Below are 24,403 nucleotides of genomic sequence, written 5' to 3'. Positions count from 1 at the left end.
TGAGCGGGCGAGTTCTCGCCAGTTGTCGGGAAGGAAGCGGGTGATCACCGCCCACTCTTCCGCAAGGATGTCGGCTCTCATGGAATCCACGATAAGCCGGCTCGTTGCCACGTGCAAGCCTTAAGTTAACGCGTATGGGATAAATCCCCCGGCTGGAACAACGGGAAGCCCACTAAAGTGGGCTCGTGAAATGGGGCATCGGAACCCGAGTCCGCGCAGGCGGACTTTGTGCTGTTGTTGCTGCGAGTTCACTCGCCCGGGGTAACCGGGACCGGCGTTGATCGATCGGAGAGGTCCGCCGGCGCGGGTGCGCGGGCGGACCTTTTGTCAGGGTGCGGCGGCGGGCTCGGGGGCGTGGCGGCGGCGCCAGAATTCGCGGGCGGGCCAGCGGCGCTCCTCCGCGTAGTAGCGGGAGCGGGCGCGGAGGTAGCCGGCGAACTCCTGCCGGATGAAGTGGTCGTAACGGCGCATCCCCCGCTCGTCGCTCGTGGTGAGGAGGTCGCCGGCGGCGTAGGCGGCAAAGATCCCCGAGCGGAGCGCCTTCAGGACGCCCTGCGAGGAGAGCGGGTCGAAGGTGGACGCGGCGTCTCCGGCGGCGAGCCAGCCATCGCCCGTGGGAGGGTCCAGGCGGCGCGAGCGTGGCGCGCGCACCAGCGGCGGCCCGCACGGCTCGGCGCCCTCGAGGAGGGACGAGGTGACGGGTGCGGCGCGCAGGGCATCCAGCCACCCCCGCTCCTCGTCCAGCCGCAGCGGGCGCGCGAGGTCGCTGTCCGTCATGCACACGGCCACCCGCAACCCGCCCGGGAGCGCCGCCGTGTACCACCAGCCGTCCGGGAACGCTTCTACCAGCGTCCCCGCGGGGGTGGGGCGCGCCTCTCGTAGAAACCGCGCAAAGCCGGCCAGCCGGTCCACCACGCGCGACCGCGCACCGCCGTGGCGCCGCGCGAACGATGCGGACGGGCCCGTGGCGTCGATCACGAAGCGCGCATGGAGCGCGGGCGCGCCGTCGAGCGCGAGCCGCCATCCCCCGCCCTCCCGCTCCGCGCCGGTGACGCGCGTGGAGCGGCGGACCGACACGCCGCGCCCCTCGGCCGCGGAGGCGAGCATGGCGTCGAAGGCGGAGCGGTCCAGGTGCCATCCCACCGAGTGCACCGAGCCGAAGAAGTCGTGGTCGTGCGGCCGGGCGCCGCCCCACGCCGCGGAGGTGCCGTATGCGGGGCGGTGCTCCTGAGCCTGGAACTCGTCCCACACACCGAGCCGCCGCAGCACCTCCGCCGCCGGGGGCGGAAGCGTCTCGCCGATGCGCGGCTCGGCGTAGGCGCTCGCCTCCAGCAGGGTGACGGAGAGGCCCGGCGCGTGGGCGCGGAGGGCGAGCGCGGCGGCGCACCCGGCCGGGCCGCCGCCCACCACCGCGACGTCCGTCATCCGGCTACTTCGCCAGGACCGCGTAGAGCGACGCCACCACCCCCGCCGGCGCCGTGCCGCCCCCGCTCGGGTGCGGGATGGTGCGCACCACGCTCCCCACGATGGCGCGCGTCTGCAGGGCGTCCGTGCTGTTGGGCCACACGGGCACCAGCCACCCGATGTAGTCGTACACCCATTCGTCGCCGCCCACCACGCCGCGCCCCTGGAAGCGCACCTGGCTCGGGTTTCCGTAGCTCATGGAGCCGCGCAGGTTCAGCGACCACCCGCCGCCGCCGATGCTGCCCGTGAGCTGCTCCGGCCCGCTCTCCTCGATCACGATGGTGCCGTAGCCGAAGAAGAGGTCGGCCCACGGCTGCGGGTCCTTGGACGGGTCCGGCGCCAGCGCCGGGTCGTTGAGGAGGCTGCGGTACGTCCAGCTTCCCACGAAGGGGTTGGTTCCTTTCATCGCGAAGTCTCCTGCTCACGGGAAGTGCGCTCCACGCCGATGAACACCGGGTCGCCGGGCGCGGGGCTGGGGTCGGGGTTGCGGATCACGAAGGGGAGCCGGCGCCACTCCGTCACCATCTTGAGGTCGCCCGCGTTGGTCTGCGTCACGCCGCGCGCCCAGTCCAGCCAGCGGTAGCCGCGGGAGCCGTCGGGCGCCACGGGGAGCGGCTCGTAGTTCTGCATGGGGCGGTGGGCCGGCCACCAGAGCGTCTCCCAGCTCCGCTGCTGGCGCTGGAGGAGCGTGTCCTGGGGGTTGGTGTAGTCGATCACGTTCCACAGCTCGTAGGTGACGTCGATCACCTGCGTGGAGCACTCGTTGAAGTCCGCCTGCCAGGGGATCGCCATGTGCTTGGTGAGGTCGCCGGGCTGCATCCCGGTGTCCAGGTCGTCCGTCTGGCTCAGCTGCTCGTCCGCGTAGCCGATGTAGTCGGTCTCCGGGGTGGCGCCCCGCCAGGCGTTCGCCTGCGCGGCCGTGAGCGAGAAGGCGCTGAACACGGGGTCGGCCTTGATGCGGTACGGCTCCAGCCAGATGGCCGGGTTGCGCATGATCCACCCCACCTCGCCACCGGGGCAGAAGGCGCCGCCCACCGCGTGCGACAGGACCCCCTGGTCGAGGTCGCGCCCGGTGCGGATGGGGCTCACCGCCCACGGGTTGTCCGGGTTCACCTCGTCGACCCACTTCTCTTCCAGCTCGTTGATGAACTTCCCCTCCGCCCACTGGGTCAGCAGGTAGTACTGGAAGTCGGTGAGGCGCAGGAACTTGGAGGGAAGGACGTTGCTGATGGGGTTGTCGCCGGAGAGGAGCGGCATCAGCGGGAGGTTGAAGACGCGCGTGGTGGCGCGCCCTCCCCGGCTGAAGCGGTTCTCCTCGCCCGGCTCGCGCAGGAGGGAGAAGAGGAACTCGCGCTCCGGCCGGAAGGGGTCGCTGGTGTGCCGCGCGATGCACTCCCGCAGGCACTCGCGGTGCACCTCGCCGCTGTAGAGGCGGCGCATCTGGCGGCGGAGGGCCCCCTCCACCTTTTCGCGCACCCCCATGGGACGCTTGTCCTCGGGGGCGGAGTTGTAGACGGGGGCGCGCTGCGTCTTGAGCGCCGTGCCGTGCGCGGGTCCGCTGGGGATTGCGGGGCCCAGCCGGTCCAGCAGCGCCGCGACCTCGTCCTGCACCCGGCCCCGTGCGTCCGCGCGCTCCGGCGACGAGGCGGACGCGGCGAAGCCCCGCGCCATCTGGTCGGGCGCCCCCGCCGGCTCCGGAGCGGCGGCGAAGGCGGCCACGGCGCGCTGGAGGCCGTCCAGCAGGTCGTCCGGCACCGAGTCGGCGGCCGCGGCCCGCATTCCGCGCGAGCCCTGGTCACCGAAGCCGGCGGTGCCGCGCAGCATGGCGCGGATGGGGGCGATCACCGCCGCGCTCACCTCCTCGCCACAGCCCGCCGCCACGCACTCCTTCACCCGCTCCCAGTCCACCTGAGGCGCCGCGCCGATGCAGCTGGGGTCGAAGGTGCCGCGCGCGGTCTGGTTGTGCGGATCGTTGGACTGCGCCAGGATGCTGGTGAGGTACAGGTACTGCTCCGGCCGCCAGAGGATCGGCCAGATGTCGCGAAAGAACCAGGGGCGGTGGTCCGGGTTCCACCCCAGCCGCCCGGCCTGCCACACCACCAGCGCCTCGCTGTCGCGCGGGTCGATGCGCTGCGGGCAGTCGAAGGTCCCCGCCTCGCCGTACAGGTCGGTGCGGAGGGCGAAGCGGCGCACGAAGAGGTCGTACACCGTCTCGTCCATCGTCACGATGTCCGGGATGTTGGGCACGAAGTCCGGGTACGCGGCGATCACCCACGCCGGGTACTCCACGTCCACGAAGCGCGTCGCTTTTACCTCTTCGGAGAAGAAGACGAGGCGCGCCATCACCGGGCCGTCGCTGGTGTCGTCGAACCACCCGTCGTTGTTGGCGTAGTGGTCGATGCGCGGCTGCCCGAAGTCGTCGTACAGGTAGGTGCCCGCGTTGCCGTGCCCGCCCAGAACCAGCAGGCGCGCCTGGTCGTCCACCATCAGGTCTCCCAGCGTCTCCACCGATGCGGGCTTCAGCGGCGGCGGAAAGGTGGAGGCGTACACCTCTCCCCCTTCGGCCGAGAAGCGGGCGCGGCGCGTGGTGTTGAGCGACACCACGCGCGGGCCGGGATCGACGATCAGGTTCTGCCGCGCCTGGTCCGCCGTCACCTGCGGGTTGCGCCGCGGGTGGTCGGCCGCGTAGCCGTGCTCTCCCTGGAGCTGCTGGAACTCGTACCACGACGCCTTCTTGTTGGCGAGGTGCACGCGCCACTGGATGTCCACCAGCGTGCCGTGGTTTCCCCCGCCCGCCACCTTGTCGCCCACCTTGAGGGGGCGCCCGTCCGGGTTCTCGTCGTCGTACACCCACACGCCGAAGCGCGCGGCCTGGCGCCGGATGCGCCCCGCATCGTCCTTGAGGTGCGTGGCGCGCTGCTCCGTGCCCGCGGGTGCGCCCAGCGGCAGCGAGTTGCCGTCCTGGTCGCACTCTATGGGGAGCGCGGCGGGCTGCTCGGCCGCGATGCAGAAGCCGTCGGGGCTGTTCCCCAGGCGGGCGATCCCGATCCCGGGATGGATCCTGTATACCGTCGCCATCGTGGAGTTCTCGGGGTTCGGGGTCAGTCCAGGAAGTTGAGCGACATCCCTTCCAGCCTCAGCAGCTCGTTCTCTTCGCAGTAGTCCGCGCCGATCACCACCAGCGTCACCTGCAGCGTGGTGGCGCCGGCGTCCAGCAGGGCGCGGGCTGCGCGCGTCACGTTCACCCGGTGGTTGCGCGGGGTGTTGTGGCTGCGCGGGCGCAGGTCGAAGGGGCGCGGCTGCCCCGGCGTGGCGCAGTGGCCCGGCCCGCCGTAGCACTCGCCGTGGCCAAACACCGCCAGGTAGCCGCCGAAGTTGTCTCCCTCCACCGGCGTCTGCGCATTGGCGTCCGGCAGGTTCAGGAAGACGCGCACGAAGCAGGAGCGCTCCAGCTGCGGAACGCGGTGCAGCCTCACCTCCACCTGCCGCGGCTGGCGCGCCGCCTCCGGCACCTCAACCGGGTCCGACACGAACCTCCCCACCGGCGCCTCCAGCCCCACCGGAATGGGGAAGGCGCAGCGGACGTACTCGTAGCCGAAGCGCGAGATGTCCAGCGTGTCGCCCGCCGTGTAGCCCCACGGCGTCATCACGGAGGTGAGGTCGGTGGGCTGCGCGTGCGGGTTGAGCTGCTGCCACTCCCACCAGATCCGGTCGACGTTGGCGTGGATCGGCCAGAAGATGGGGTCGTAGGAGGCGGTCAGATTGCTGAACATGTCGCCGTACTGCACCTTCCTGAAGCCGTAGAACTCCTCCTTCGTGTGGAACTGGCGCCCCGCCACCGTCACCATGCGGTTGCGCTCCAGGTACGACGCCCGGCTCAGCGCCTCCCCGGTGGACTTCGACGGCGGCGCCTTGTAGTCCGGGTTCATCCCCCCGGTCCAGATGTGCATGGTGTTGTGCGGGTTCTGGTCGAGGAACCCGAAGGCGTCGTTGTACTGGCTCCCCCCGCCGAAGTCCCGCCAGCTGCGCAGCGACATGATCTCGTCCATGTCGCGCGCGGTTGGATAGTGGTAGTGGATCCGCTCGTTGATGGTCTGCGACTCCCCCGCGCTGTTCTGGTACTCGGACGGAAAGCGCAGCGGGTACCAGAGCGGGTTGCCGATGACCAGCGCCTCCACCCACGGGTCCGACAGCGGCCGGTGGCTGAAGTCCACTCCCGTGGCTTTCTCGAGCGCGCTGAAGAAGTCGTGCAGCGAGCGGAAGAGGCGCCCCCCGCCCAGCTTCTCCGTCACCGCGTCCGCGTACCGGTGCCAGTCGTCCACTTTGCCGGCGAGCAGCGCCAGTCCCTCGCCGGTCAGGTACGCCTTGAACGACTGGGGGATGATCCACCCCTTGTACGGATGCGTGGGGCAGTACTGGGGCATCGTCCAGTCCCAGTACGGCATGGTCACGCCCGGGCAGACGTCCTGCATCGCCTGCTCGAACTCGTACAGGTAGATGCGGTGCCACGGAAGGAAGCGCTCCCACCCGTGCTGGCAGTGGTCCTGGTGGATCAGCGCCAGGTTGTTGTAGTTGCGGTAGTCGCGCGGCCACTTGTTGAGCGCGTACAGCTCGCGGAAGGCGAAGCGAAGCTGCTCCAGCTGGCCCGCCGTCAGGCAGTCCAGGTTCATCCGCTGCTTCACCTCCGGCCGCGCGCCCTGCTGCTGACCGCCGCCGTACACCGTCCCCGCCTCGCGCTGCAGGCGCAGGGCGGTGGGCTCGTCCACGCGCAGCCGCGGGAGCTTCTCCGTGCGGCCCGGCATCACCAGCTTCACCAGCCCGTGGCGGTAGTCCTCCGCCGGGCACCCGTCGTCGATCCAGTCGCTGATGAAGCGGATGTCGTCCTCGCTCATCCGCTTGCCGCCCCACGGGAGGCGCGGAAGGCGCGACCCGTCGAAGGGGGGCTCGCCGCGCAGCCCGCGGATCAGCCCGGAGGTGGCGCCGCGGCCGGGGAACGGCGCGCCCTCCGGCGAGGGCGGCGGGCAGCTTCCGCAGCCGCACCCGCCCCCCGGCGCGGCCGCCTGCGCGGGGGCCACCATCCTCACCCCGTGGATCTCGGCGGCGTTCAGCGTCTCCAGGTCGCGCCAGAAGCGCCCGGCTCCGGCGTACTCCGGTTGCTTGGAGTGTGCGTCATCCAGCAGCGCCTGCACCCGCTCCCAGCGCGTGAGCGTCTCTTCTGCCATGCTGCGGTGTCCTCGTTGCGGCGAAGGTGAAGGGGGAGTGCCTAGTGCCTAGTGCCTAGTGCCTAGTCCTAAGTGCTAAGTCCTAAGTGCTAAGTGCTAAGTGCTAAGTGCTAAGTGAAAGCGCACTAACGCACTCACGCACTCACGCACTGCCGTTCAGGACTTAGCACTTAGCACTTAGGACTTCCATTCTCAGTTCCTCCCGTGCGCGTGCCCCGGCGTCCCACCGCGCGGATGATCGATCGGCAGGCGCTCCACCACCTCCACCACCTCCATCATCCCCAGGTCCTCGTGGTCCAGGATGTGGCAGTGGATCACGAAGGCGCCGGTGTAGTCCTCGTACTTCGTGTACACGTTCACCGTGGCGCCCGGGGGGACGATCTGCGTGTCCTTCCACACCCACTGCGGCTGGCCGTTGGGGCTGGTGCGCTGCACCTGGAACGGGTTGATGTGGATGTGGAAGACGTGGGGCAGCGGCGGAAGTCCGTTCTGCTGCACGTCGCCCACGGTGGTCAGCGACCACATGTCGGTGTCGTTCAGCTCCAGGTAGCGGATGCGCGTCTCGTTGAAGGGCGCGTAGTTGATCTGGAAGGTGTTGCGGCTCTCGGTCGGGTTGAGCCCGCTCCCGAGCTTGAAGACGGCTTCCTGCACCCCGTTCGCCTCGGCGGCGCGCTGCACGTTGGGGAACGGGTCGAGCGCCGCCATCTCGGCCGCGGTGGGGAGCGCCATCGTCGTGGGCGGCCCCTCCACCACCACCAGCGCGAGCAGGTTAGGGTCTTCGGGGGTGCCCCGCAGCGCCTGCGCGGTGCTGGCGGAGTCGTCCATCAGCCGGTAGGTGCCGGGGGTGGTGCTGGCCTGCACCAGCACGTCGCTGCGGTAGCCGGGGTACAGCACGAGCGGCTGCCCGGGGCCCCAGCTGTCGATCCGCCCCGTGTAGATGCCGTCCGTGGCGATCTCGTGGAGCGGGTGCCCGTCCAGCCGCAGCGCCACCGTCTCGCGGAACGCCCCGTCGATCACGCGCCAGCGCTGCACCTCACCCGGACGCATGCGGATGACGGGCACGATCTGCCCGTTGATGGTCACTCGCCGCTTGGAGCTCTGCCAGGTACAGGCGCTGCTTCCCGCGGCGCACAGGCTGTCCGAGCTGGGGCCGTCGGGGAAGAAGGCGGTGATGTCGTTCGCCTCGCCGTTGGCGTCGTACAGCATCGTCTGGATCACCATCACCTTCTCGCCCGCGTTGGCCGCGGCCAGCGAGCGGGGGATGGTGCGCGGGTCGTCGTCCACGATCAGCGCGCCCGCCATCGCGCTCCCCACCTGGATGGCGGTGGAGCCGTGCGCGTGGGCGTGGTACCAGTAGCTGCCGCGCGTGTGGTCGGGCGGAAGACGGATGTCGTACCGCTGCTTCTCCTGCGGCGCGATGGCCAGCAGCACGTTGTCGCTGTTGCCGCGCGGCGACACGTGCAGCCCGTGCGTGTGCAGGTTGGTGGTGTTGAAGGTGTACGGGCGCATGGTGATGAACGCCGCGCTGTCCTCCTGCAGGAACTGCGAGTCCGCCTGTGCCCGCGACTCACGCGGCAGGCGGTTGTCCAGCAGCGGCGCGATCACGTCGCCGGGGCGCACGCGAAGGGTGGGACCCACCAGCGCGCCGTAGTAGCTGCGCACCTTCAGCGGGCACCCCGCCAGCGATGTAGTGGCCGGGTCCGTGTACTGCACCACCAGCGTGGTGTCGATGCGGCCGTTGCGCGAGCGGATCTCGGGCGGGTTGCGGAACGGCTGGTTGCCGTACCGGGCGACGTCGATCTCCTTGAACGCGCACCGCGGGTCGGGAGCGCGCTGCGCCTCGGCGGATACCGCGCCGGCGACGCCCAGCAGGGCCGCGGCGACGATGTGTGCTCGCATGTTGGGGATGGCGGGGGTGTGGAGGCTGGGAACCGTGCGGCGGGTGAAGCCGCGGGAGGACGGCTACAGGGCAAATCGGAGTACAAGTACTGGCGCATTCAGAGCCCTGGCGCACCTGGAGCCCTGAAGCGGTTCAGCGGTCGGGGCGGCGTCTTTCCGCTGCCCGGCATGCGGTATTATTCGTGTCGGACGGCCCGATGTCAACAAAGTTAAGGCGCGTACCGTTCGTGGCGCACGACATGTTTCCACCCTAACGCCTTGTCACCACGGCGGAAGCGCGTCGCTGCACTGGTTGGAATTTGCGGGGATGCAGAGCGGGCCGCGGGGGTTTGAGCGCCTGGAGAGGCCCACAACCCGCGCCTGCATGCCACCTGCCCTGCCCTACCTCCAGCCCCTCGGCTCCAGCTCTCCGTACTCGCTCCGTCCGCCGCCCGACGCCCGCAGCTCCTCGTCCTCGCGCAGCCTTTCCGCGAACTCCCTGCGCTCCACTTCCGTGAGCTGTTCCGGATGGAACCCTCGCTCGCGGATCAGGGGCGCATCACCATCCATCCTGTAACGGTCCATAGCGGTCCTCCTGGGGGGGTGATCGGCGGGAAAAACGCCGCCGCACCTTCCGTGCCCCGCGCTTGCCGTCCGCGCCCGCGGGGAGGCCCTGGAGCACGTACAACCGACGCCGCGCCTCGCATCGATGGGAGTTGAGCGCGGCGCTTGCATCGGACGCCGCGCTCCATGGCGAATCACCGCAGCGTAAGGGGTTGGATGAAGTTGTTCCGAGAATCAGGAGGCGCGCTCCTCGCGGCCCTCCTCGTCGTTACGCAGGGGTGCGGCCAGGCCGAGCGCGCGGGTGAGCGCACCGGCGCCGCGGCCCGCGACACGCGCGCGGACGCCCCCGCCCGGCCCGCCGTCGCGCCGCTCCCGCTGGACGCGGAGGGGCGCGCGTGGGTGGATGCCCGGCTCGCCGAGATGGGGCTGCGCGAGCGGGTGGCGCAGCTCGTCTTCCCCTGGATCTCCGGCAAGTCGGTCGGCGAGGCGCCCGAGGAGGCGGACCGGCTGGCGCGGTGGGCGGGGGTGGAGCGGGTGGGCGGGGTCATCATCTCCACCGGCACGCCGGCCGCCATCGCCGCCAAGCTGAACGCGGCGCAGGGGCGTGCGCGCGTGCCGCTCCTCGTCATCTCGGACCTGGAGACGGGGCCCGGGATGCGCCTGCGCCCCGGCGGCACCCCCATGCCCCCGGCGATGGCCTTCGGCGCGGCGAACGACGAGAGCCTCGCCCGCGCCGCCGGCCGCGCCACCGCCGCCGAGGCGCGCGCGGTGGGGATCCACGCCACGCTCGGCCCCATCCTCGACGTGCAGTCGGACCCCGCGAACCCCATCATCAACGTCCGCTCCTTTGGCGAGGACCCGGCGCTCGTGGCGCGGCTGGGGAGCGCGTGGGCGCGGGGCGCGCAGGAGGGCGGCCTTCTCGCCATCGGCAAGCACTTTCCCGGGCACGGCGGCACGCGCACGGACAGCCACGTGGGCCGCGTGATCGTCCCCGCGGACTCGGCGCGGCTCTTCGACGTGGAGATGGTCCCCTTTCGGCGCGCGGTGCACGATGGGATGGCGGGGGTGCTGGTGGGGCACATCGCGGCCGTGGGGCTGGAAGGGCCGCAAGCCGCGCCCGCGTCGCTCTCGCCGCGCATGACGGCCGGGGTGCTGCGCCGCGACCTGGGCTTCAGCGGACTGGTGGTGACCGATGCGCTCAACATGGGCGCCGTCACCCGCGACCACACCCCGGCCGAGGCCAGCATCCTCGCGCTCCTGGCGGGCGCGGACGTCCTCCTGCAGCCGCCCGGCCCCGAGGACGTAATCGCCGCCATCGTCCGCGCCGTTGAGTCGGGACGCATCCCCCGCGCGCGCATCGACGACGCGGCCCGCCGGGTCCTCGCCGCCAAGGCTGTCGCCGGGTTGCAGCGCGGCGCGCGGGTGGATGCAGCCCAGCTCGCCGCGCGTGTGGGGACGGCCGCGCACCGCGACGTCGCGCGTCAGGTGGCGGAGCGCTCCATCGTCCTTGAGCGCGACGAGCGGCGCCTCCTCCCGCTGCGCCGGGGGATGCGCGTTCTTCACGTCACCTATACCCGCAGCGGACGCGGCCCCGGCGGCGCCACGCTGCAGAGCGGCCTCGTAGCCGGCGGCGTGGTGGCGGAGCACGTCCGCGTCAGCCCCGGCACGTCCGCGGCAACCTTTGCGCGGCTGCGCGAGCGCGCCCGCGCCGCCGACCTCCTGCTGGTGAGCGCGGAGGTGGCGCCGCTCCAGTACGCGGCGCTCGGCGTGGGCGGCGGGTTCGCGCCGTTCGTGCAGTCCGCCGCGTCGTCCGGAATCCCGACCGTCGTCGTGTCGCTGGGGAGCCCGTACCTGCGCAGCGCCTTCCCGGCCGTGGGCACCTACGTCCTCGCCTGGGGCCCCACCGGCGTCACCGAGAGCGCCGCCGCCCGCGCGCTCACCGGAGCCGAACCATTCCGCGGGCGCCTCCCGGTGACGCTCCCCGGCGCGCGCTGAGCACCTTGCCGCGACCGTGCGCCGGGGCGTACCTTCGCGGGGTTCCTCACCCCCCTCCGCCGCCCCCGGGAGACCCCGCCGATGCGCCAGTTCCGCACCCTCGCCATCCCCGCCGCGCTCCTGCTGCTCGGCGGATGCTACGCGCCCTCAGTCCAGATGCCGTCGTACGAGCCCCGCCCCGTCGCCATCCCCGCCGAGTGCGACGCGCTGGCCCAGCGCGCCGCCGCATCGGGAGCCGCGCAGCTCACCGAGGCCGACTTCCGCATGCTGACCTTCTGCCAGCACCAGCAGCTGATCCGCGCGCAGGAAGAGGAAGCCGCCGCCCGCAAGCTGGACGCGCACGCCCGCACCGCCGGCCTCGCCCTCCAGGCCGCCACCCTCGTCCTCGGCGCCACCATCGCCGTCATCACCTGGGTGTTCTGAACCGGCCATCCGTGTTTCGTTTGTTGCGTTTGCGGTGACCCGGGTGCTATATTTGGGATCACACCAACGCACGAGGCCGGGAACATGGCAACCGTAGAATCTACCCGCGAGCTCCTTGGCGCTCTGGACCCGTCCGCCACCGGGATCGATCGTCAGGAGGCCGAGCGCAGCGCCGCCGCCCTTCAGGGGCTGCCCGAGGGAACAACGGTAACGGTCAGTGCGCCAGGTGGGTTCAAGGCCGCCCTTCCTCCAGCCGTGGTGGACATGGTGGCGACGCTGCTCTACGAGGCATCGGTCGGTCACGTGGTGGCGCTCGTCTCCGCCGCCCCGGAGGTGACGACGACTCAGGCTGCCTCACTCCTCGGAGTCTCCCGGCCCCACATCACCAAGCTCGTCGACTCGGGCCGTCTGCCCGCGCGCATGGCGGGCTCCCATCGCCGCATCCGGCTCGCGGATCTGCTCCGGTACAAGGTCGAGCGAGACCGCCGGCGTGAGCTGATCGACGATGTCGTGGACATGAGCCAGGAAATGAACCTGTACGAGCTCCAGGCAGCCCCGCCACGCCGGTCCGGGAGGTGATGCCTGCGACCCAACGCTCTGCCGCGTGCGCTACTGGACGCAAACACGCTGTTCGGTGCGCTCATCAGGGACGTCCTCCTCAGACCAGAACAACGAGTTGTTGTGGAGGTTTATCTCGCCAACTTCACTTTGGCTGCCAGTTACCAGTTTTGTCGTACAAATCGCACTCCGCGAACCCCCCCGCGTTCCAGATCGCGTCCAAGCAAGGACGTAGAACTTGAGTTACGTCTGCATCCCAGTCTTCTACGATTACCTCCGGGCAGGTTACTATGTCCCGATCCACAGCAACACCGCTGAGAAACCAGCGCTGGCCAGCGGCAACTTGGTACCCCTTGATGCCTACCAGCCCCAACATGACGACTATGGGGAGTTGGACGCTCAACTCCCTCTGAGCCGCGAGGTACTTCAAAACACTTTCGACGAGTTCGGTCGCAAGGAGCATGGCCGGAATCGTCCGTTGATTGGCCTGACCAGGATCGAGTAATCTGGCCTCCACCGCTTCGATGGCGCCGTGGCGGAATACCTGGACGTACGAACCGATCCGAGGTCCGGACCGGGAAAAGGTGGCAAATCCGTCCACATTGTAACGCTTGTCCCAGCCGTTTGAGTACAGCGGGGCTAGCGAGAGTGTCTGTCTCCCGGAAAGGCGAACATCGAACGGAGTGCCGGAGTCTGCCAGCCGGAGCGGCACCAGATGAAGCACTATGAGCGCGGGACCACTCATATCGAAGGCTCCCTCTCCGGCGACGATACGTGCGAGACGCTCGTCACGGAACCGCCTGATCCGCTCTACCGCATTTGCGGAGCCGAGGAATTGGGCGCGCAACTCGGCAACATCGAGCTGATATTTCCCCGCCGAAGTCCGCGAGAAGAACCGCGAGAGGTTCTTGAAGACAACCATGTGCGGCGGTGCCCAACTTTGCGGGACGCGAATTACGAACACGTTGTTCCCGTTCGCCAGTGGAACGGCCCGTAGGTGGATCCCGGGAATGCGGGGCTCTACCCCCGTGCGGACGATGTTTTCGAGCCGGAGGATCTCCGCATCAGGATCGGCCGAGTTCACGCCCACGAGCCTCGTCGGAACTCCACCTGCCTCCTCGATTCCGTAGAGGAGATCCCCACCCGCGGCGTTCGCGAACGACGAGACATCGCTCAGAAACTCGCGCTTCTCGTCGTCGCTGTTGCCCGGCAGCTGGCGCTTGTATTCGATATGGCGACCTTCGGGCACTCCCTCTGTGAGAAGTTCCTGAAGGTCCTGTTCGGCTACAGCCTCCAACGGTTTCTGTACCCCAGCCATCACCAAGCCTTGGGTTTGTGGTTGAGCAGAACGAGCTTCACCGTGACGAAGTGGGCAGGTTAACCCTGGGGTCGACGCGTACGCCGCCTGAGCCTCAGATGCAAAAAGGGGGCATGGACTGGTGCGGATATACGCAAACCCCCTCCCCCCGGCAGTTTGGGGGGAGGGGGATGCGTCGCGGAGCGACGCTGGGGGTGGGGCCTCAGCTCCCCGGCAGCACCGAATCCGCCTGCGCGGACGCGACCAGCACGCGACGTGCGCCCTGCCACCAGGAGCGGTTCGGAAGCGGGCTCTCGGTGACGTGGCCCGCGTAGCTGCTGGCGTGGATGTAGCGCCCGTTCCCCACGTAGATCCCGATGTGCGAGATGCGCCCGCCGCGCCCGAAGGTGATCAGGTCGCCCACGCGGAGCTGGGACACGTCGCGCGGCACCTCCTGCCCCATCCGCGCCTGCTGCGCCGAAGTCCGCGGGAGCTGCACGCCCGCCATCCGCATGATGTGCCGCACGAACCCGCTGCAGTCGAACCCCGTCTCGGGACGCTCGCCGCCCCAGGTGTAGCGGAGGCCCATGTAGCTGCGCGCACGCCGCACCACCGACTCCTCGGAAGCGGAGGCGGCCGGCGCGGGGGCTTCGATCCCCAGGAAGCGCTTGATGTAGGTCTGGGCGGCGGCGGGGGCCGGCACGGCGAGCAGGACGGAGAACGCGAGGAGGAACGGGAGGCGCGCAACGGCGCGGCGCGGCTGTGCTTTCATCGAGCTCTGCGGATTTCGGTTCGCGCGCCGGAACTGCGCTCGGCGCGTGGGGAAGAGACCCCGGTCAGCGGTAGGCTGGGCTTGGGAAGGGCGGCAGAATACGCTCCCCGGAGGCCCCTGTCAACACCCGCGTGGCTGCCACGGTATCAGCCGCAGCCCCCGCGGTTGCCACGAATCGCCGTGCAGGACTAGATTTAGAGCGACTTCGCGGAACAACGTGGCGCGGCCACTTCGTAATATCTCGTACGTCAGTCTGGAGACAGGAAGATGAGCGTAGCAGAGTCAGCCGAGCGGGTGCGGGTCACGCTCCCGGACGGCTCGGTCCGCGAGCTGCTGAAGGGCAACTCGGTCCGCGACCTGGCGGAGCAGATCGGGCCGGGGCTCGCCAAGGCCGCGCTCGCCGCCAAGGTCGACGGCCAGGTGGTGGACCTCGCGCGTCCCCTGGAAGGCGACGCGCGGGTGGAGATCCTGACCGACAAAAATCCCGAGGCGCTCAACGTCCTCCGCCACTCGGCCGCGCACATCATGGCGACGGCCGTGCGCCGCCTGCGCCCGGAAGCCAGGATCGGCTTCGGCCCGTCGATCGACGACGGCTTCTACTACGACTTCGAGGTGAGCCGCCCCTTCACCCCCGAAGACCTGGAGCAGATCGAGAAGGAGATGGCGGCGGTCGCTAAGGAGAGCGACCCCTTCGAGCGCCGCGTGGTGAGCCGCGAGGAGGCCCGGGAGCTCTTCGCCGGCGATCCGCTCAAGCTGGAGCGGCTGGAGGAGCTGCCCGAGGGCGAGACGATCACGGTCTACCGCAACGGCCCCTTTTTGGACCTGTGCCGCGGCCCGCACGTCCCCACCACGGGGGCCCTCAAGCACTTCAAGCTCCTGAACGCCGCCGCCGCGTACTGGCGCGGCGACGAGAAGCGGCAGACGCTGCAGCGCATCTACGGCACGGCGTGGTTCACAAAGGACGCGCTGGAGCAGCACCTCCACCGGCTGGAAGAGGCCCGCAAGCGCGACCACCGCGTCCTGGGCAAGCAGCTCGACCTCTTTTCCATCCAGGAGATGGTGGGGCCGGGGCTCGTCTTCTGGCACCCCAAGGGCGCGCTGGTGAAGTGGCTCCTGACGCGCGCGGTGGAGGACGACAACGTGGCCAACGGCTACTCCCTCGTCTCCACGCCCAACATCACCCGCGAGGAGCTGTTCAAGGTCTCTGGGCACCTTCCGCTCTACGCCGAGAACCAGTTCCCGGCCATGGAAGCGGGCGCGGGCGAGGGCGAGGAGGTGAAGTACCGCGTGAAGCCGATGAACTGCCCCATGCACGCGCTGATCTTCAAGAGCCAGCCGCGCAGCTACCGCGACCTCCCCATCCGGTACTCGGAAGTCGCCAACGTGTACCGCAACGAGCGCTCGGGCACGCTGCACGGCCTGCTGCGCGTGCGCGGGCTGTCGATGGACGACGCCCACATCTTCTGCACGATGGACCAGATCGAGGACGAGATCTTCCTCTGCCTGGACCAGGTGGACCGGCTGGTGAGGGAGACGTTCGGCTTCGAGCTGAGCTTCGAGATCAGCACGCGCCCCGAGGAGCGTCTCGGAAGCGACGACGTGTGGGACCAGGCCGAGGCGACGCTCCAGCGCGCCCTCGAGCGCAAGGAGATCCCCTTCGAGGTGGACGAGGGGGGCGGCGCCTTCTACGGCCCCAAGATCGACATCAAGTTCAAGGACGCGATCGGCCGGCTCTGGCAGGGCCCGACGATCCAGCTCGACTTCCAGCTCCCGGAGCGCTTCGAGCTGGAGTACACGGGGCAGGACAACAAGCCGCACCGCCCGGTGATGGTGCACCGCGCCATCTTCGGCACCCTGGAGCGCTTCACGGGCAACCTGATCGAGCACTTCGCGGGCGCCTTCCCGGTGTGGCTCGCGCCGGTGCAGGTGGTGGTGATCCCCATCAGCGACGACCAGGCCGAAGTCGCGCGCCGCTACGCCGCCGAGCTCAAGGCCCTCGGCATCCGCGCCGAGGCCGACGACCGCGGCGAGACCCTGAACTACCGCATCCGCGAGGCGGAGACGCAAAAAGTCCCCTACATGGCCGTCATCGGCGGCCGCGAAGCCACCGAGGGCACCGCCGCCGTCCGCGTTCGCGGCGCCGGCCGCAAGCAGGAGATCGTGGACCGCAAGGAGTTCGCGGAGCGCATCCTTGAGCAGATGAGGACGCGCACGCTGCAGGTGGGGTTTGGGGAGGGAAGTGCGTGAGTGCGGGGGCCCCCTCCCCCGCTCGTTCCTCGCGGCCCCTCCCCCAAAACAACCTGGGGGAGGGGCGCACGTATGGATTCGTGCTCCCCTTCCTGTCATCCTGAGCGACGCGCCTCGCCGACCTTGCCCGTGCACCATGCTCATGGCGCGTAGCGAAGGATCTACTGTGCGTTCCGGAATGCCGGGGGACAGGTGCGGACCCCGGCCCAGCGTCGGCTCGACCGCGTGACGCACCTTTCCGCGATGCGGCTCTCGCAGGATGACAAGAAGGGGCTGTAATGCGGGGTTCGCACTCACACCCCGCACTCACGCACTAACGCACTTACGCACTCCCCTCCCCGCCCGCATGACTCAACACCCTGAAAACGCCACGGCCGGCGACATCTTCCTGCGGATCGTGGCATACCTCGCCCGCGGGTATCTACTGCTCCTGACGCTGGCATCGATCGGGGCGCTCAGCGAAGGACCCGATATCCTGTTCCTGCCGTTCGGGTTGATCCTGACCGGCGTGGCGCTGGCGGTCGCGTGGTTTTTCTTCAAGGAGAGACGAAGGCTGCGCCTCCTCGGGGTCGCGGTGGTGGCGGGAGCGGCGGGGGCGGTGTTGGCCGGCGGCGGAGCAGCCGAGTTCTTTGCGGTTCTGCTGGTCATATGGCCGGTAGGGGTGGGACTACCGCTGATGCTGGCGCTCCAGGGCCTGCCGGGCGTCCATCCCTGGAAGCTGGGGAGCGCGCCCTCCCAGCCGCGCCTCGAGGAAGAAACGTCGCACGTCTCCCCCGCGCTCCCCTTCGCGCGGCCGGAGAGCCTGGAGCGGGGCATGGATGCGGACGAGGCCCGCATCCACCAGCGGCTGCGGGAGATCGACTCGCAGCAGGCGCGCATCGACGGTGTGCAGGCGATGCTGGAGCGCGAGGTGGGACCGGCGGCCCTCCAGCCCGTGCGCGAGAAGCTGGCGTACGCCGAGAGCGTTCTTCTCAGCCAGCGGGCGCGCCATGAAGCGCGGCTCTGGTCGATCGACCTGGTGCGATGGCAGCAGGAGCTGTCCACCTTCGTGGAGCACACCGCCGAGTCGACACTGGCCGACGCGCAGCGCAGGCTGGCGGAGCTCGCCTCCGTCGTCCAGAGCGGCAAGGCCCTGCTCGCGAGCTGGGAGCGCGACCAGCGGATCGGCGCGACGCCCGAGGGAGAGCGGTGCATCACCCACCTGCGCGACCTGCTGGCGCGCTGCGAAGAGGTGCGGCAGGGGATCGTGGTGCAGCAGGCGATGCTCGCCATCCGCGGGATCGCACCCACCGAAGACGAGATGCGCACGACCGCCCTCTCCACCGAGCCGCTGGAGAGCCTGCAGACCGAGCTGGGCCCGGACGGCTCCCTGGCCGCGTCGCTCGCCGGCTTCGAGGCCGAGCACGAGCGCCTTCGCGAAGACCACGCCGCCGCGCAGGACGTGGAACGCTTCCTCACGCAGCTGGAACGCGGCCAGGCGTAGCTTCTCGCACGCGGCCCGGCCAGCCATTCAACCGAAGAACTTCGAGCTTGCACAAAAGTAAGTACGCGCTAACTTTGATTAGCGCGTTCTTACTTTCATGGTGCTGATGAATACCACTAATCGTTCGCATCATCCATTCGGTACCCTGCTCGATCCGGTGCTTGGATCGGAGGCAGCGGTGCGCATTCTGCGCGAGCTTTGCGTTGCCGATGCGCCGCTGATCCGCGCGGAGATCGCGCGCCGCAGCGGGCTCAGCCTGCCCGGCGTCGGAAGCGCGCTGCAGAGGCTGCACACCGCCGGCGTGGTGGAGCTCGTAGGCGGGGGCGCGCGGCAGTCGGTCCAGATGCGCCCGCAGCACCCGCTCGCGGCGCATCTGGGCACTCTATTCTTCGCCGAGCGCGTCCACGGCGAGGCGGTGCTGGAACGGCTGCGCCGTGCGGTGGCGAGTGTGAAGCCCGCACCGCAGGCTGCGTGGATCGATACTCCCAGCGCGCCGTCGCCTGCCGTGCTCACCGTGCTGGCCGGCGCGCGCGACGTCCCCACGACACGCGAGCAGCTGCGCGCCCCGCTCGCCGAAGTGCAGAGCGAGCTGGACGTAGCGGTCGAGGTGCACATGATTACGGATGCGGACGTGGCGACGGCCGCCGATCAAACCGCCTTCGCGTGGGGGCATGCGACGCCAGTCTACGGGACCGGACCAGCGGGCGCCGCGACGTCGGGCCCGCGCGCGAACGGCGGCCGGACGCACAAGGCCCGCGATGCATCGGCGCTGCAGCGCGGTCTCTGGATCGCGCGGCAACTGGAGCGCGATCCGACACTGGTGAAGCGTGCGCGCCAATGGCTGGTGAAGCGAATTCCCGAGGTCTCTCCCCAGGAAGAACACGAACTCCAGGAGTGGCTGGACGTGCTGAACGGCTCCTCGGTCCCACGCATCCAGCACGTGCTGACGGACCCGGGAGAGCGCGGCAGGCGCCTCCGCCAGAGCAACCCGTTCATCCACGCCCTCAGCGAGCGCGAGCGCACACAGATGCGGAAGGAGATCTCCGCGTGACCCGCGAGCAGCCGGCAAGCCTCCTACTCTGAGTTAATCAACGCACTCACGCACTAACGCACTCACGCTTCCCTGGCTTGACCCGCCCCCGCTTTCCCGCTACATTGCGTGAGCGAAAGAAGTTCAGTCATCGGACCTGGACGCTGGCCGTTCGGGTCCGTTTCTGTTTCTTGCCGCCGCGCCCCGCGGAGCGCCACCATTCCGCGGACGATACGGGCAGTCGGTGAGTACGGAGATACCGCACTTCTGGCAGTCAGTACAATACCCAACAGGAGTACGGCAATGCGTACCAACGGCACCGTGAAGTGGTTCAACGCGGAGAAGGGCTTCGGCTTCATCACCCCGCAGGACGGCGGCAAGGATTGCTTCGTCCACCACAGCGCCATCCAGGGCAGCGGCTTCAAGTCGCTGAACGAGGGTGACCAGGTGGAGTTCGACGTGGTGCAGGGCCAGAAGGGCCCCGCCGCCGAGAACGTCGCCGTCGTCGGCTGAGCCGAACGACAGTCCCGGGGGGTGAGCACCCGGGGGAGAGCCGCCCCGAAGCTTCGGGGCGGCTCTTTTCATTGGGCGGAGCCCGTTTGGGCTCCGGCGGGACCCACCCCTGGCGAGGCAGGACGATGAGCGAAGGCCCGAAGCCGTTGACGGAAGAGCAGGAGCGCGCCCTGCGCCGCACGCTGGGAACGGCGTCGGCGGTGGAGATCGTGATGGTGGTGGCGACCAGCCACTTCGTCCGCATCGAGGGGCGCCGCGCCATGGAGCTCGAGCACACCCACTTCCTCCCCGGGGGACGCGCCATCCGCTACGGGCTCGACGGCCGCAAGCTGTTCGTGGCCGACGTGGTCCACTAGCGGCCCGCTCCCATTCTCAGAAGCCCCCCGGTCCCTGTCCGGGTCAGGGGGGCGCCCGGCACCCAATCAACACGAGGTCGGCCCGATGCAGCTTCAGAACGACTCCAACGACGGCCAGCTCCGAATCGGACGCCACGCCGTCGACGGCGACACGCTCGTCTTCGACCCCAGCCAGTCCGCTCCGGGTTCGCCCAACGTGGCGCTCTTCAGCCTCACGCAGTTCCGCACGCGCGCCTTTCCGCAGCGGATCGTGGAGTCGCAGGTCGTGGAGATCGTCGATCCCGAGCAGCGCGCGCAGGCGGAGGCCCGCTACCGCCAGTGGCCCACGCTGAAGGCGGAGCTGGAGAAGGAGAAGGGCCTGGCGCAGGAGGCGAGCGGCGCCCGCCGCCGCGAGCACACGCTGGAGAACCACCGCCGCTTCCTGGAAGGGAACGGGGTGGAGTACAAGGGCGTGCAGGACAGCGCCACCAAGGTGACCGGCGGCTCCCGCAAGCGCGCCCGCTCCGCCTGCTCGCGCTGCACCACGCCGCTGGACGATTTCCTGGGGCTGCGCTGCGCGGCCTGCGGCGGCGTGCTCTGCTCGTGCGGCGCCTGCGCCTGCGCCCCGCCGCGCACGGCCGAGTAAGCTCGCATCGCGGGTGAGAAAGAGGGGGAGAGGCCATCGCGCCTCTCCCCCTTTTTCGTGCTCAGACCAGACTGCATGGCTCACGCGGAGACGCGGAGGCGCGGAGAACTCCGCCCCGCCCCGGCGCTTGCGGGAGATGTCCGATTCGGATGGCGTTTAAGGTGGAGGGAATAGTCAGCGGTGCATCGCGAGCACGCACCAGGCGGCGCCCGCCAGCAGCACCACCGCCGACAGGTGCCCCAGCGTCCGCGTTGCGCGAGAGGCGCCGGGGTCGATCATCCCGCGCCGTTCGAGGACGAGGCCGAGCAACCACCCGGCCACGAGCCCACCAAGGTGCGCCGCGTTGTCGATGAGGGCGAATCCCACGAGGCCCAGGACGGCGGTGGCGGCGATGACCAGCACGACGGCACCCGCGAAGCCGTGGGGCAGCCTTTCGCGGCGGCGGTAGCCCAGCACCAGGAGGAAGCCGGTGAAGCCCATCAGCCCTCCCGATGCGCCCACCGACGTCGTGTTTGGATAGAGGAGCACGCTCGCGACGCTTCCGGCCAGCGCGGAAACGAGGAAGACGAGCGGGATGTGGTCGCGTCGCGAATGCACCTCGATCAGGGGCCCCACCGCCAGGAGACCCGCGCCGTTCATCCAGAGGTGAGTGAAGTTGCCGTGCATGAGGGTGCCGGTGAGGAGGCGCCACACCTCGCCGTTCCACACCGCCGGCTTCACCAGCCCCGCCAGCGCGACGCCATTCGCGCGCCCCGCGAACATCTGCGCGATGCCGACGGCGACGAGGAGTGCCAGGAGCGCCTTCGTGTAGTGCGCGGGCTGCGCCTTCATCCACGCGGCGTGGCGCGACCATGCGCGCGCCGCGGGGAAGGAATCCGCGCCCATCCGCCGGAGCTCCCTGCGCCTGAACAGCGCCTCCACCACGCCCGCCGCGAGGAAGGCCGGGATCAGCACCAGCACGGACCGGAATCCCCACCCGGGGATCCAGATCGCCATCGCCGCCAGGGTGATGGCCAGCCCCGCGAGGCAGACTTTCAGCGTGCGCGCCGTCCGCCGCATCCCGTGGCGGGTGAGCTCGTCCACCAAAAAGGGCACGCGCTCCGGCGGTACTGCCGCGCCGGACTCCCTCGTCCAGACCAGCGAGGTGGAGGGGACCTTGATGCAGCGCTCCACGAGCTGCGCGCGTGTGCAGGAAATCCACTTTTCGCCGGTGTGGTAGCCGTGCTCCACGCCGGCCGCCGGCACGTCCGCGATCTCCGGCTCCTCCGTCCAGTGACGGGGCTTCGGGGGCGGCGCCGGCCAGTGCGCGACGCGCGGCGGACGTACGGCGTACGGCCCGTCTTCCGGGACGCCCTCGGCGGCCGGGCTGTGCGTGGCGACGGAGAAGGCGGTGCCTTCCGCCCACGTGTGGAACCCGCTCTGGAGCGCGGGAACGTCCACCGTGCGCCCGATCCGCGCACGCCAGGCGCTGTACGGAATCCCGTAGTATTCCTCGTCCGGATGTAGCCGGTATGCGCCGCGCGGCACAATCCCGTCGCGCGGTGCGGCCTGGACGTCCGCGTGCGTGCCCCCGTCGTCCCACGTGATCAGCAGTTCCATAATTGACCGGCTTGCCTCACGCAGAGGCGCAGAGACGTAGGGACAAGGCAACAGAGAAAAGCCTCACACAGAGCCACAGAAGGAACTGAAAGCCCACAGAAATTCTTTTGGCGTTCTTTCCGTTACCCTCTGTGTCTCTTTGTGAAATACCGGTTCAGGGGCGTTGCAGCAGCCGGGCGTGGGTCACGAACGAGGTGCCGACGTTGCCGCTGAAGCCGATCATCACCGCTTCCAGCACGGGATCGGTGACGATGGAGTCCGCGGCGAGCTCCACCAGGAAGTTGGCGCCCGAACCGCCCGTGGTGTCGTCGCGGGGGACGACGTACTCGGCGGTCTCCAGCGGCGCGAGCCGGCGCGGAGAGGAGAGGTAGGCGCGCAGCGGGCGTCCGTGCGTGTCGTAGTAGTCCACGCGGCTCAGCGTCAGCCCGTGCTGCGGGTCGGTATTCCGGATGCTGAGGGTGACCGCCAGGTTCACGGCCGAGACCGTGTCGCGAAAGTAGATGTGCGAGTAGACCGGCACGTAGTACAGCCGCTTCCCCGTTGCGTCCCCGGCGCGCGGCACCATCGCGGAGGCGGCGGGTGTGGCGGCTGCCTCGCGCGCTTTCGGCGGGCCGCCGCGCTCGCACGCGGATGCGGCCAGGAGGAGGGCTCCCATCATCAACCTTCCCAACATGCGCGCTCCTCTCGGGGTGAGGCAGGATGCCGCGTCGTTCGCGGATCCGAATGCGGCGGAGAGGCTCACCCGCGGCTCTTCGACCGCTCGCGCATCGCGCCCACGGCTTGGTACGCGACGTTCGCGGTGATGACCAGCATCCCGGCCGCCATCGCCAGCACCAGGATGGCGCCCAGGTATTCGGAGGCGGCGAGCAGCCTCAGGCCGTCCTTGATCGTCGCGATGGCGGCGGCGCCGAACACGAGCGAGGCGATGACACCGACGACCGCGACCAGGATGTCGGCGCCGCGCGTGCTCGGGAACGCCTTCGGCCGGGCACCTCTCGACTTCTCCTGCCGTACCTTCGCCAGAGCGCGCCACACCTGCCCCGGCGCGATCCCCGCCTCCCGCGCTGCGCGGGCGACGTCGTTCCCATCGACTTTTGCCCCGCGACTTGCGTGCAGCTCCGCCGCCAGCTTGTAGGCGCGTTCGGTGGCCGCGCGAGAGATTCGCTTCATCCGGCCTCGCTTGCGGATCGGAATTGCCTCGGCCGCCACACGGGTATCGGATTGTACGGCGCCACCGGATTCTTTCGCAACGATGCGAACGAGCGACCAATATGCTCGTGTTGACGTTATACGTTTAAACAGATAAATTAGAGGCAGAGATGCAGACTGTGTCTCCAACCACCGGGAGGAGCAATCATGGGAGTTACCACGCGCGATATCTTCGGCGAAGCGACTGGCGCGCAGCCCGCGGCGCCCGGCACGTACGGCGAGCACCCGCGCGGCCGCAGGCTTCCGGATTCGACCGCGCTGGGCCCCGTCCGCCTGCAGATCGCGGATCTGGAGCGGTCTCTGGCGTTCTACGAGGGCGTCCTCGGGCTGCGGGTGGTGGAGCGAGATGGCTCGCGTGCCGCACTCGCCGCGCACGGCGACGAGCGAGTCCTCGTGGAGCTGAATGAGCGGCCGGGCGCGCGGCCGGCCGGGCGTGGAGGGCGGCTCGGGCTCTACCATTACGCCATCCTCCTTCCCGACCGCGCATCGCTCGGGCGGCTGGTGCGGCACATGGCCGAGGCCGGGGTGCGCGCGGGCGCGGGGGACCACCTGGTGAGCGAGGCGTTCTACATCAACGATCCGGACGGGCTCGGGATCGAGGTGTACGCCGACCGCCCGCGCGAAACCTGGCGTCGGAACGGCCGCGAGCTGATGATGTCGACCGATCCCGTGGATGTGCAGGATCTTCTCCGCGCCGCGGGCGACGCGCCGTGGACGGGGATGCCGGCCGGGACGGTGATGGGCCACGTCCACCTCCACGTCGGCGACCTGGAGCAGGCAGCGGCGTTCTTTTCGGAGGCGATCGGCTTCGACCGCATCACCTGGAGCTATCCGGGCGCGCTCTTCATGAGCGCGGGCGGCTACCACCACCACCTGGGCACCAACACCTGGGCCGGCCCCGGCGCGCGCCCCTCCGACGATGGCGACGCGCGGCTGCTGGAGTGGACCATCGAGCTGCCGGATGCGGAGAGCGTCCACAAGGTCTCGCGCGGCCTCGCCGAGGCGGGCTACCCGGCGGATGCCTGGCCGGACGGCGCGATCACCACGCGTGACCCGTGGGGCACCGGGCTCCGGCTGCGGGTGCGGGCGGGGGTGTGACGCTCTGAATCGCTGGCACGGTTGGCGCGAGGCACCGGGGCCCGTTCCCCGCCCTGCTCACCGAGACACG

Annotated in this window: 21 protein-coding genes; 10 read left to right on the top strand and 11 right to left on the bottom strand. The window is 69.8% G+C overall.

Annotation, left to right across the window (positions count from 1 at the left end; all coding sequences use genetic code 11):
• Window positions 1-327: 327 nt before the first annotated feature.
• The 6 genes from VF647_05055 to VF647_05030 all read right to left on the bottom strand — a co-directional run bounded on the left by VF647_05055 (window position 328) and on the right by VF647_05030 (window position 9,149).
• Entirely contained in the window at window positions 328-1,425 is a 1,098-nt protein-coding gene (locus tag VF647_05055) for an NAD(P)/FAD-dependent oxidoreductase (protein HEX8451445.1), read from the bottom strand.
• A gap of 4 nt (window positions 1,426-1,429) precedes the next feature.
• Window positions 1,430-1,870, bottom strand: a complete 441-nt coding sequence (locus VF647_05050; protein HEX8451444.1) for a hypothetical protein — start codon at window positions 1,868-1,870, stop codon at window positions 1,430-1,432.
• Window positions 1,867-4,542, bottom strand: coding sequence for a LodA/GoxA family CTQ-dependent oxidase (locus tag VF647_05045; protein ID HEX8451443.1), 2,676 nt, complete (start codon window positions 4,540-4,542; stop codon window positions 1,867-1,869). Before VF647_05045 ends, VF647_05050 begins: the two co-directional genes overlap by 4 nt.
• Before the next feature lie 23 nt (window positions 4,543-4,565).
• Window positions 4,566-6,686 carry a tyrosinase family protein gene (locus VF647_05040; protein ID HEX8451442.1) on the bottom strand — a complete coding sequence of 707 codons (2,121 nt, stop codon included), beginning with the start codon at window positions 6,684-6,686 and terminating at the stop codon, window positions 4,566-4,568.
• Between the two features lie 192 nt (window positions 6,687-6,878).
• Entirely contained in the window at window positions 6,879-8,585 is a 1,707-nt protein-coding gene (locus VF647_05035; GenBank protein HEX8451441.1) for a multicopper oxidase family protein, read from the bottom strand.
• A gap of 381 nt (window positions 8,586-8,966) precedes the next feature.
• Window positions 8,967-9,149 carry a hypothetical protein gene (locus tag VF647_05030; GenBank protein HEX8451440.1) on the bottom strand — a complete coding sequence of 61 codons (183 nt, stop codon included), beginning with the start codon at window positions 9,147-9,149 and terminating at the stop codon, window positions 8,967-8,969.
• A gap of 195 nt (window positions 9,150-9,344) precedes the next feature.
• Between VF647_05030 and VF647_05025 the strand changes: the two genes are divergently transcribed.
• The 3 genes from VF647_05025 (at window position 9,345) to VF647_05015 (ending at window position 12,125) form a co-directional block, all read left to right on the top strand.
• Window positions 9,345-11,123 (top strand): glycoside hydrolase family 3 N-terminal domain-containing protein, encoded by a 1,779-nt coding sequence (locus VF647_05025; protein ID HEX8451439.1) that lies wholly within the window; start codon window positions 9,345-9,347, stop codon window positions 11,121-11,123.
• Window positions 11,124-11,204: 81 nt separating this feature from the next.
• Complete coding sequence (locus VF647_05020) at window positions 11,205-11,546, top strand: hypothetical protein (GenBank protein ID HEX8451438.1); 342 nt, start codon at window positions 11,205-11,207, stop codon at window positions 11,544-11,546.
• An 84-nt stretch (window positions 11,547-11,630) separates the two neighbouring features.
• The gene (locus VF647_05015) at window positions 11,631-12,125 is read left to right on the top strand and encodes a helix-turn-helix domain-containing protein (GenBank protein ID HEX8451437.1); all 495 of its coding nucleotides are present in this window, start codon (window positions 11,631-11,633) and stop codon (window positions 12,123-12,125) included.
• Window positions 12,126-12,249: 124 nt separating this feature from the next.
• Here VF647_05015 and VF647_05010 read toward each other — a convergent pair whose 3' ends face one another.
• On the bottom strand, window positions 12,250-13,422 hold the full coding sequence (locus tag VF647_05010) for an ATP-binding protein (protein HEX8451436.1): 1,173 nt from the start codon (window positions 13,420-13,422) through the stop codon (window positions 12,250-12,252).
• A gap of 202 nt (window positions 13,423-13,624) precedes the next feature.
• A complete protein-coding gene (locus VF647_05005) occupies window positions 13,625-14,173 on the bottom strand; it encodes a C40 family peptidase (protein ID HEX8451435.1) in 549 nt (182 codons plus the stop codon).
• A gap of 267 nt (window positions 14,174-14,440) precedes the next feature.
• Here VF647_05005 and thrS point away from each other — a divergent pair, with 267 nt between their 5' ends.
• The 6 genes from thrS (at window position 14,441) to VF647_04975 (ending at window position 20,427) form a co-directional block, all read left to right on the top strand.
• Window positions 14,441-16,420, top strand: coding sequence for a threonine--tRNA ligase (gene thrS / locus VF647_05000; GenBank protein ID HEX8451434.1), 1,980 nt, complete (start codon window positions 14,441-14,443; stop codon window positions 16,418-16,420).
• 346 nt (window positions 16,421-16,766) lie between these two features.
• Window positions 16,767-17,903, top strand: coding sequence for a hypothetical protein (locus tag VF647_04995; protein HEX8451433.1), 1,137 nt, complete (start codon window positions 16,767-16,769; stop codon window positions 17,901-17,903).
• Between the two features lie 97 nt (window positions 17,904-18,000).
• Window positions 18,001-18,954 (top strand): winged helix-turn-helix domain-containing protein, encoded by a 954-nt coding sequence (locus VF647_04990; protein HEX8451432.1) that lies wholly within the window; start codon window positions 18,001-18,003, stop codon window positions 18,952-18,954.
• A 282-nt stretch (window positions 18,955-19,236) separates the two neighbouring features.
• Window positions 19,237-19,446: a cold-shock protein gene (locus VF647_04985; protein ID HEX8451431.1), complete on the top strand. Its 210-nt coding sequence runs from the start codon at window positions 19,237-19,239 to the stop codon at window positions 19,444-19,446.
• Between the two features lie 125 nt (window positions 19,447-19,571).
• A complete protein-coding gene (locus VF647_04980; GenBank protein ID HEX8451430.1) occupies window positions 19,572-19,802 on the top strand; it encodes a hypothetical protein in 231 nt (76 codons plus the stop codon).
• 85 nt (window positions 19,803-19,887) lie between these two features.
• A complete protein-coding gene (locus VF647_04975; GenBank protein HEX8451429.1) occupies window positions 19,888-20,427 on the top strand; it encodes a hypothetical protein in 540 nt (179 codons plus the stop codon).
• 174 nt (window positions 20,428-20,601) lie between these two features.
• On the opposite strand, the gene VF647_04970 is transcribed toward VF647_04975, so the two are convergent.
• The 3 genes from VF647_04970 to VF647_04960 form a co-directional block, all read right to left on the bottom strand.
• On the bottom strand, window positions 20,602-22,026 hold the full coding sequence (locus VF647_04970) for a rhomboid family intramembrane serine protease (GenBank protein HEX8451428.1): 1,425 nt from the start codon (window positions 22,024-22,026) through the stop codon (window positions 20,602-20,604).
• A gap of 154 nt (window positions 22,027-22,180) precedes the next feature.
• Window positions 22,181-22,699, bottom strand: coding sequence for a DUF3124 domain-containing protein (locus VF647_04965; protein ID HEX8451427.1), 519 nt, complete (start codon window positions 22,697-22,699; stop codon window positions 22,181-22,183).
• 65 nt (window positions 22,700-22,764) lie between these two features.
• The gene (locus VF647_04960; protein HEX8451426.1) at window positions 22,765-23,196 is read right to left on the bottom strand and encodes a hypothetical protein; all 432 of its coding nucleotides are present in this window, start codon (window positions 23,194-23,196) and stop codon (window positions 22,765-22,767) included.
• 186 nt (window positions 23,197-23,382) lie between these two features.
• Here VF647_04960 and VF647_04955 point away from each other — a divergent pair, with 186 nt between their 5' ends.
• Window positions 23,383-24,333, top strand: a complete 951-nt coding sequence (locus VF647_04955; GenBank protein HEX8451425.1) for a VOC family protein — start codon at window positions 23,383-23,385, stop codon at window positions 24,331-24,333.
• Window positions 24,334-24,403: the final 70 nt, after the last annotated feature.

Origin of the sequence: Longimicrobium sp. (assembly GCA_036387335.1) — a bacterium.
Taxonomy (GTDB): Bacteria; Gemmatimonadota; Gemmatimonadetes; order Longimicrobiales; family Longimicrobiaceae; genus Longimicrobium.
This window is presented reverse-complemented; position numbering and strand designations above follow the sequence as displayed.

What these genes read in the sequence shown, in the direction of transcription:
- VF647_05055 (HEX8451445.1), bottom strand. Translation starts at nt 1,425, where the DNA reads ATGACGGACGTCGCGGTGGTGGGCGGCGGCCCGGCCGGGTGCGCCGCC.
- VF647_05050 (HEX8451444.1), bottom strand. Translation starts at nt 1,870, where the DNA reads ATGAAAGGAACCAACCCCTTCGTGGGAAGCTGGACGTACCGCAGCCTC.
- VF647_05045 (HEX8451443.1), bottom strand. Translation starts at nt 4,542, where the DNA reads ATGGCGACGGTATACAGGATCCATCCCGGGATCGGGATCGCCCGCCTG.
- VF647_05040 (HEX8451442.1), bottom strand. Translation starts at nt 6,686, where the DNA reads ATGGCAGAAGAGACGCTCACGCGCTGGGAGCGGGTGCAGGCGCTGCTG.
- VF647_05035 (HEX8451441.1), bottom strand. Translation starts at nt 8,585, where the DNA reads ATGCGAGCACACATCGTCGCCGCGGCCCTGCTGGGCGTCGCCGGCGCG.
- VF647_05030 (HEX8451440.1), bottom strand. Translation starts at nt 9,149, where the DNA reads ATGGACCGTTACAGGATGGATGGTGATGCGCCCCTGATCCGCGAGCGA.
- VF647_05025 (HEX8451439.1), top strand. Translation starts at nt 9,345, where the DNA reads ATGAAGTTGTTCCGAGAATCAGGAGGCGCGCTCCTCGCGGCCCTCCTC.
- VF647_05020 (HEX8451438.1), top strand. Translation starts at nt 11,205, where the DNA reads ATGCGCCAGTTCCGCACCCTCGCCATCCCCGCCGCGCTCCTGCTGCTC.
- VF647_05015 (HEX8451437.1), top strand. Translation starts at nt 11,631, where the DNA reads ATGGCAACCGTAGAATCTACCCGCGAGCTCCTTGGCGCTCTGGACCCG.
- VF647_05010 (HEX8451436.1), bottom strand. Translation starts at nt 13,422, where the DNA reads ATGGCTGGGGTACAGAAACCGTTGGAGGCTGTAGCCGAACAGGACCTT.
- VF647_05005 (HEX8451435.1), bottom strand. Translation starts at nt 14,173, where the DNA reads ATGAAAGCACAGCCGCGCCGCGCCGTTGCGCGCCTCCCGTTCCTCCTC.
- thrS (HEX8451434.1), top strand. Translation starts at nt 14,441, where the DNA reads ATGAGCGTAGCAGAGTCAGCCGAGCGGGTGCGGGTCACGCTCCCGGAC.
- VF647_04995 (HEX8451433.1), top strand. Translation starts at nt 16,767, where the DNA reads ATGACTCAACACCCTGAAAACGCCACGGCCGGCGACATCTTCCTGCGG.
- VF647_04990 (HEX8451432.1), top strand. Translation starts at nt 18,001, where the DNA reads ATGGTGCTGATGAATACCACTAATCGTTCGCATCATCCATTCGGTACC.
- VF647_04985 (HEX8451431.1), top strand. Translation starts at nt 19,237, where the DNA reads ATGCGTACCAACGGCACCGTGAAGTGGTTCAACGCGGAGAAGGGCTTC.
- VF647_04980 (HEX8451430.1), top strand. Translation starts at nt 19,572, where the DNA reads ATGAGCGAAGGCCCGAAGCCGTTGACGGAAGAGCAGGAGCGCGCCCTG.
- VF647_04975 (HEX8451429.1), top strand. Translation starts at nt 19,888, where the DNA reads ATGCAGCTTCAGAACGACTCCAACGACGGCCAGCTCCGAATCGGACGC.
- VF647_04970 (HEX8451428.1), bottom strand. Translation starts at nt 22,026, where the DNA reads ATGGAACTGCTGATCACGTGGGACGACGGGGGCACGCACGCGGACGTC.
- VF647_04965 (HEX8451427.1), bottom strand. Translation starts at nt 22,699, where the DNA reads ATGTTGGGAAGGTTGATGATGGGAGCCCTCCTCCTGGCCGCATCCGCG.
- VF647_04960 (HEX8451426.1), bottom strand. Translation starts at nt 23,196, where the DNA reads ATGAAGCGAATCTCTCGCGCGGCCACCGAACGCGCCTACAAGCTGGCG.
- VF647_04955 (HEX8451425.1), top strand. Translation starts at nt 23,383, where the DNA reads ATGGGAGTTACCACGCGCGATATCTTCGGCGAAGCGACTGGCGCGCAG.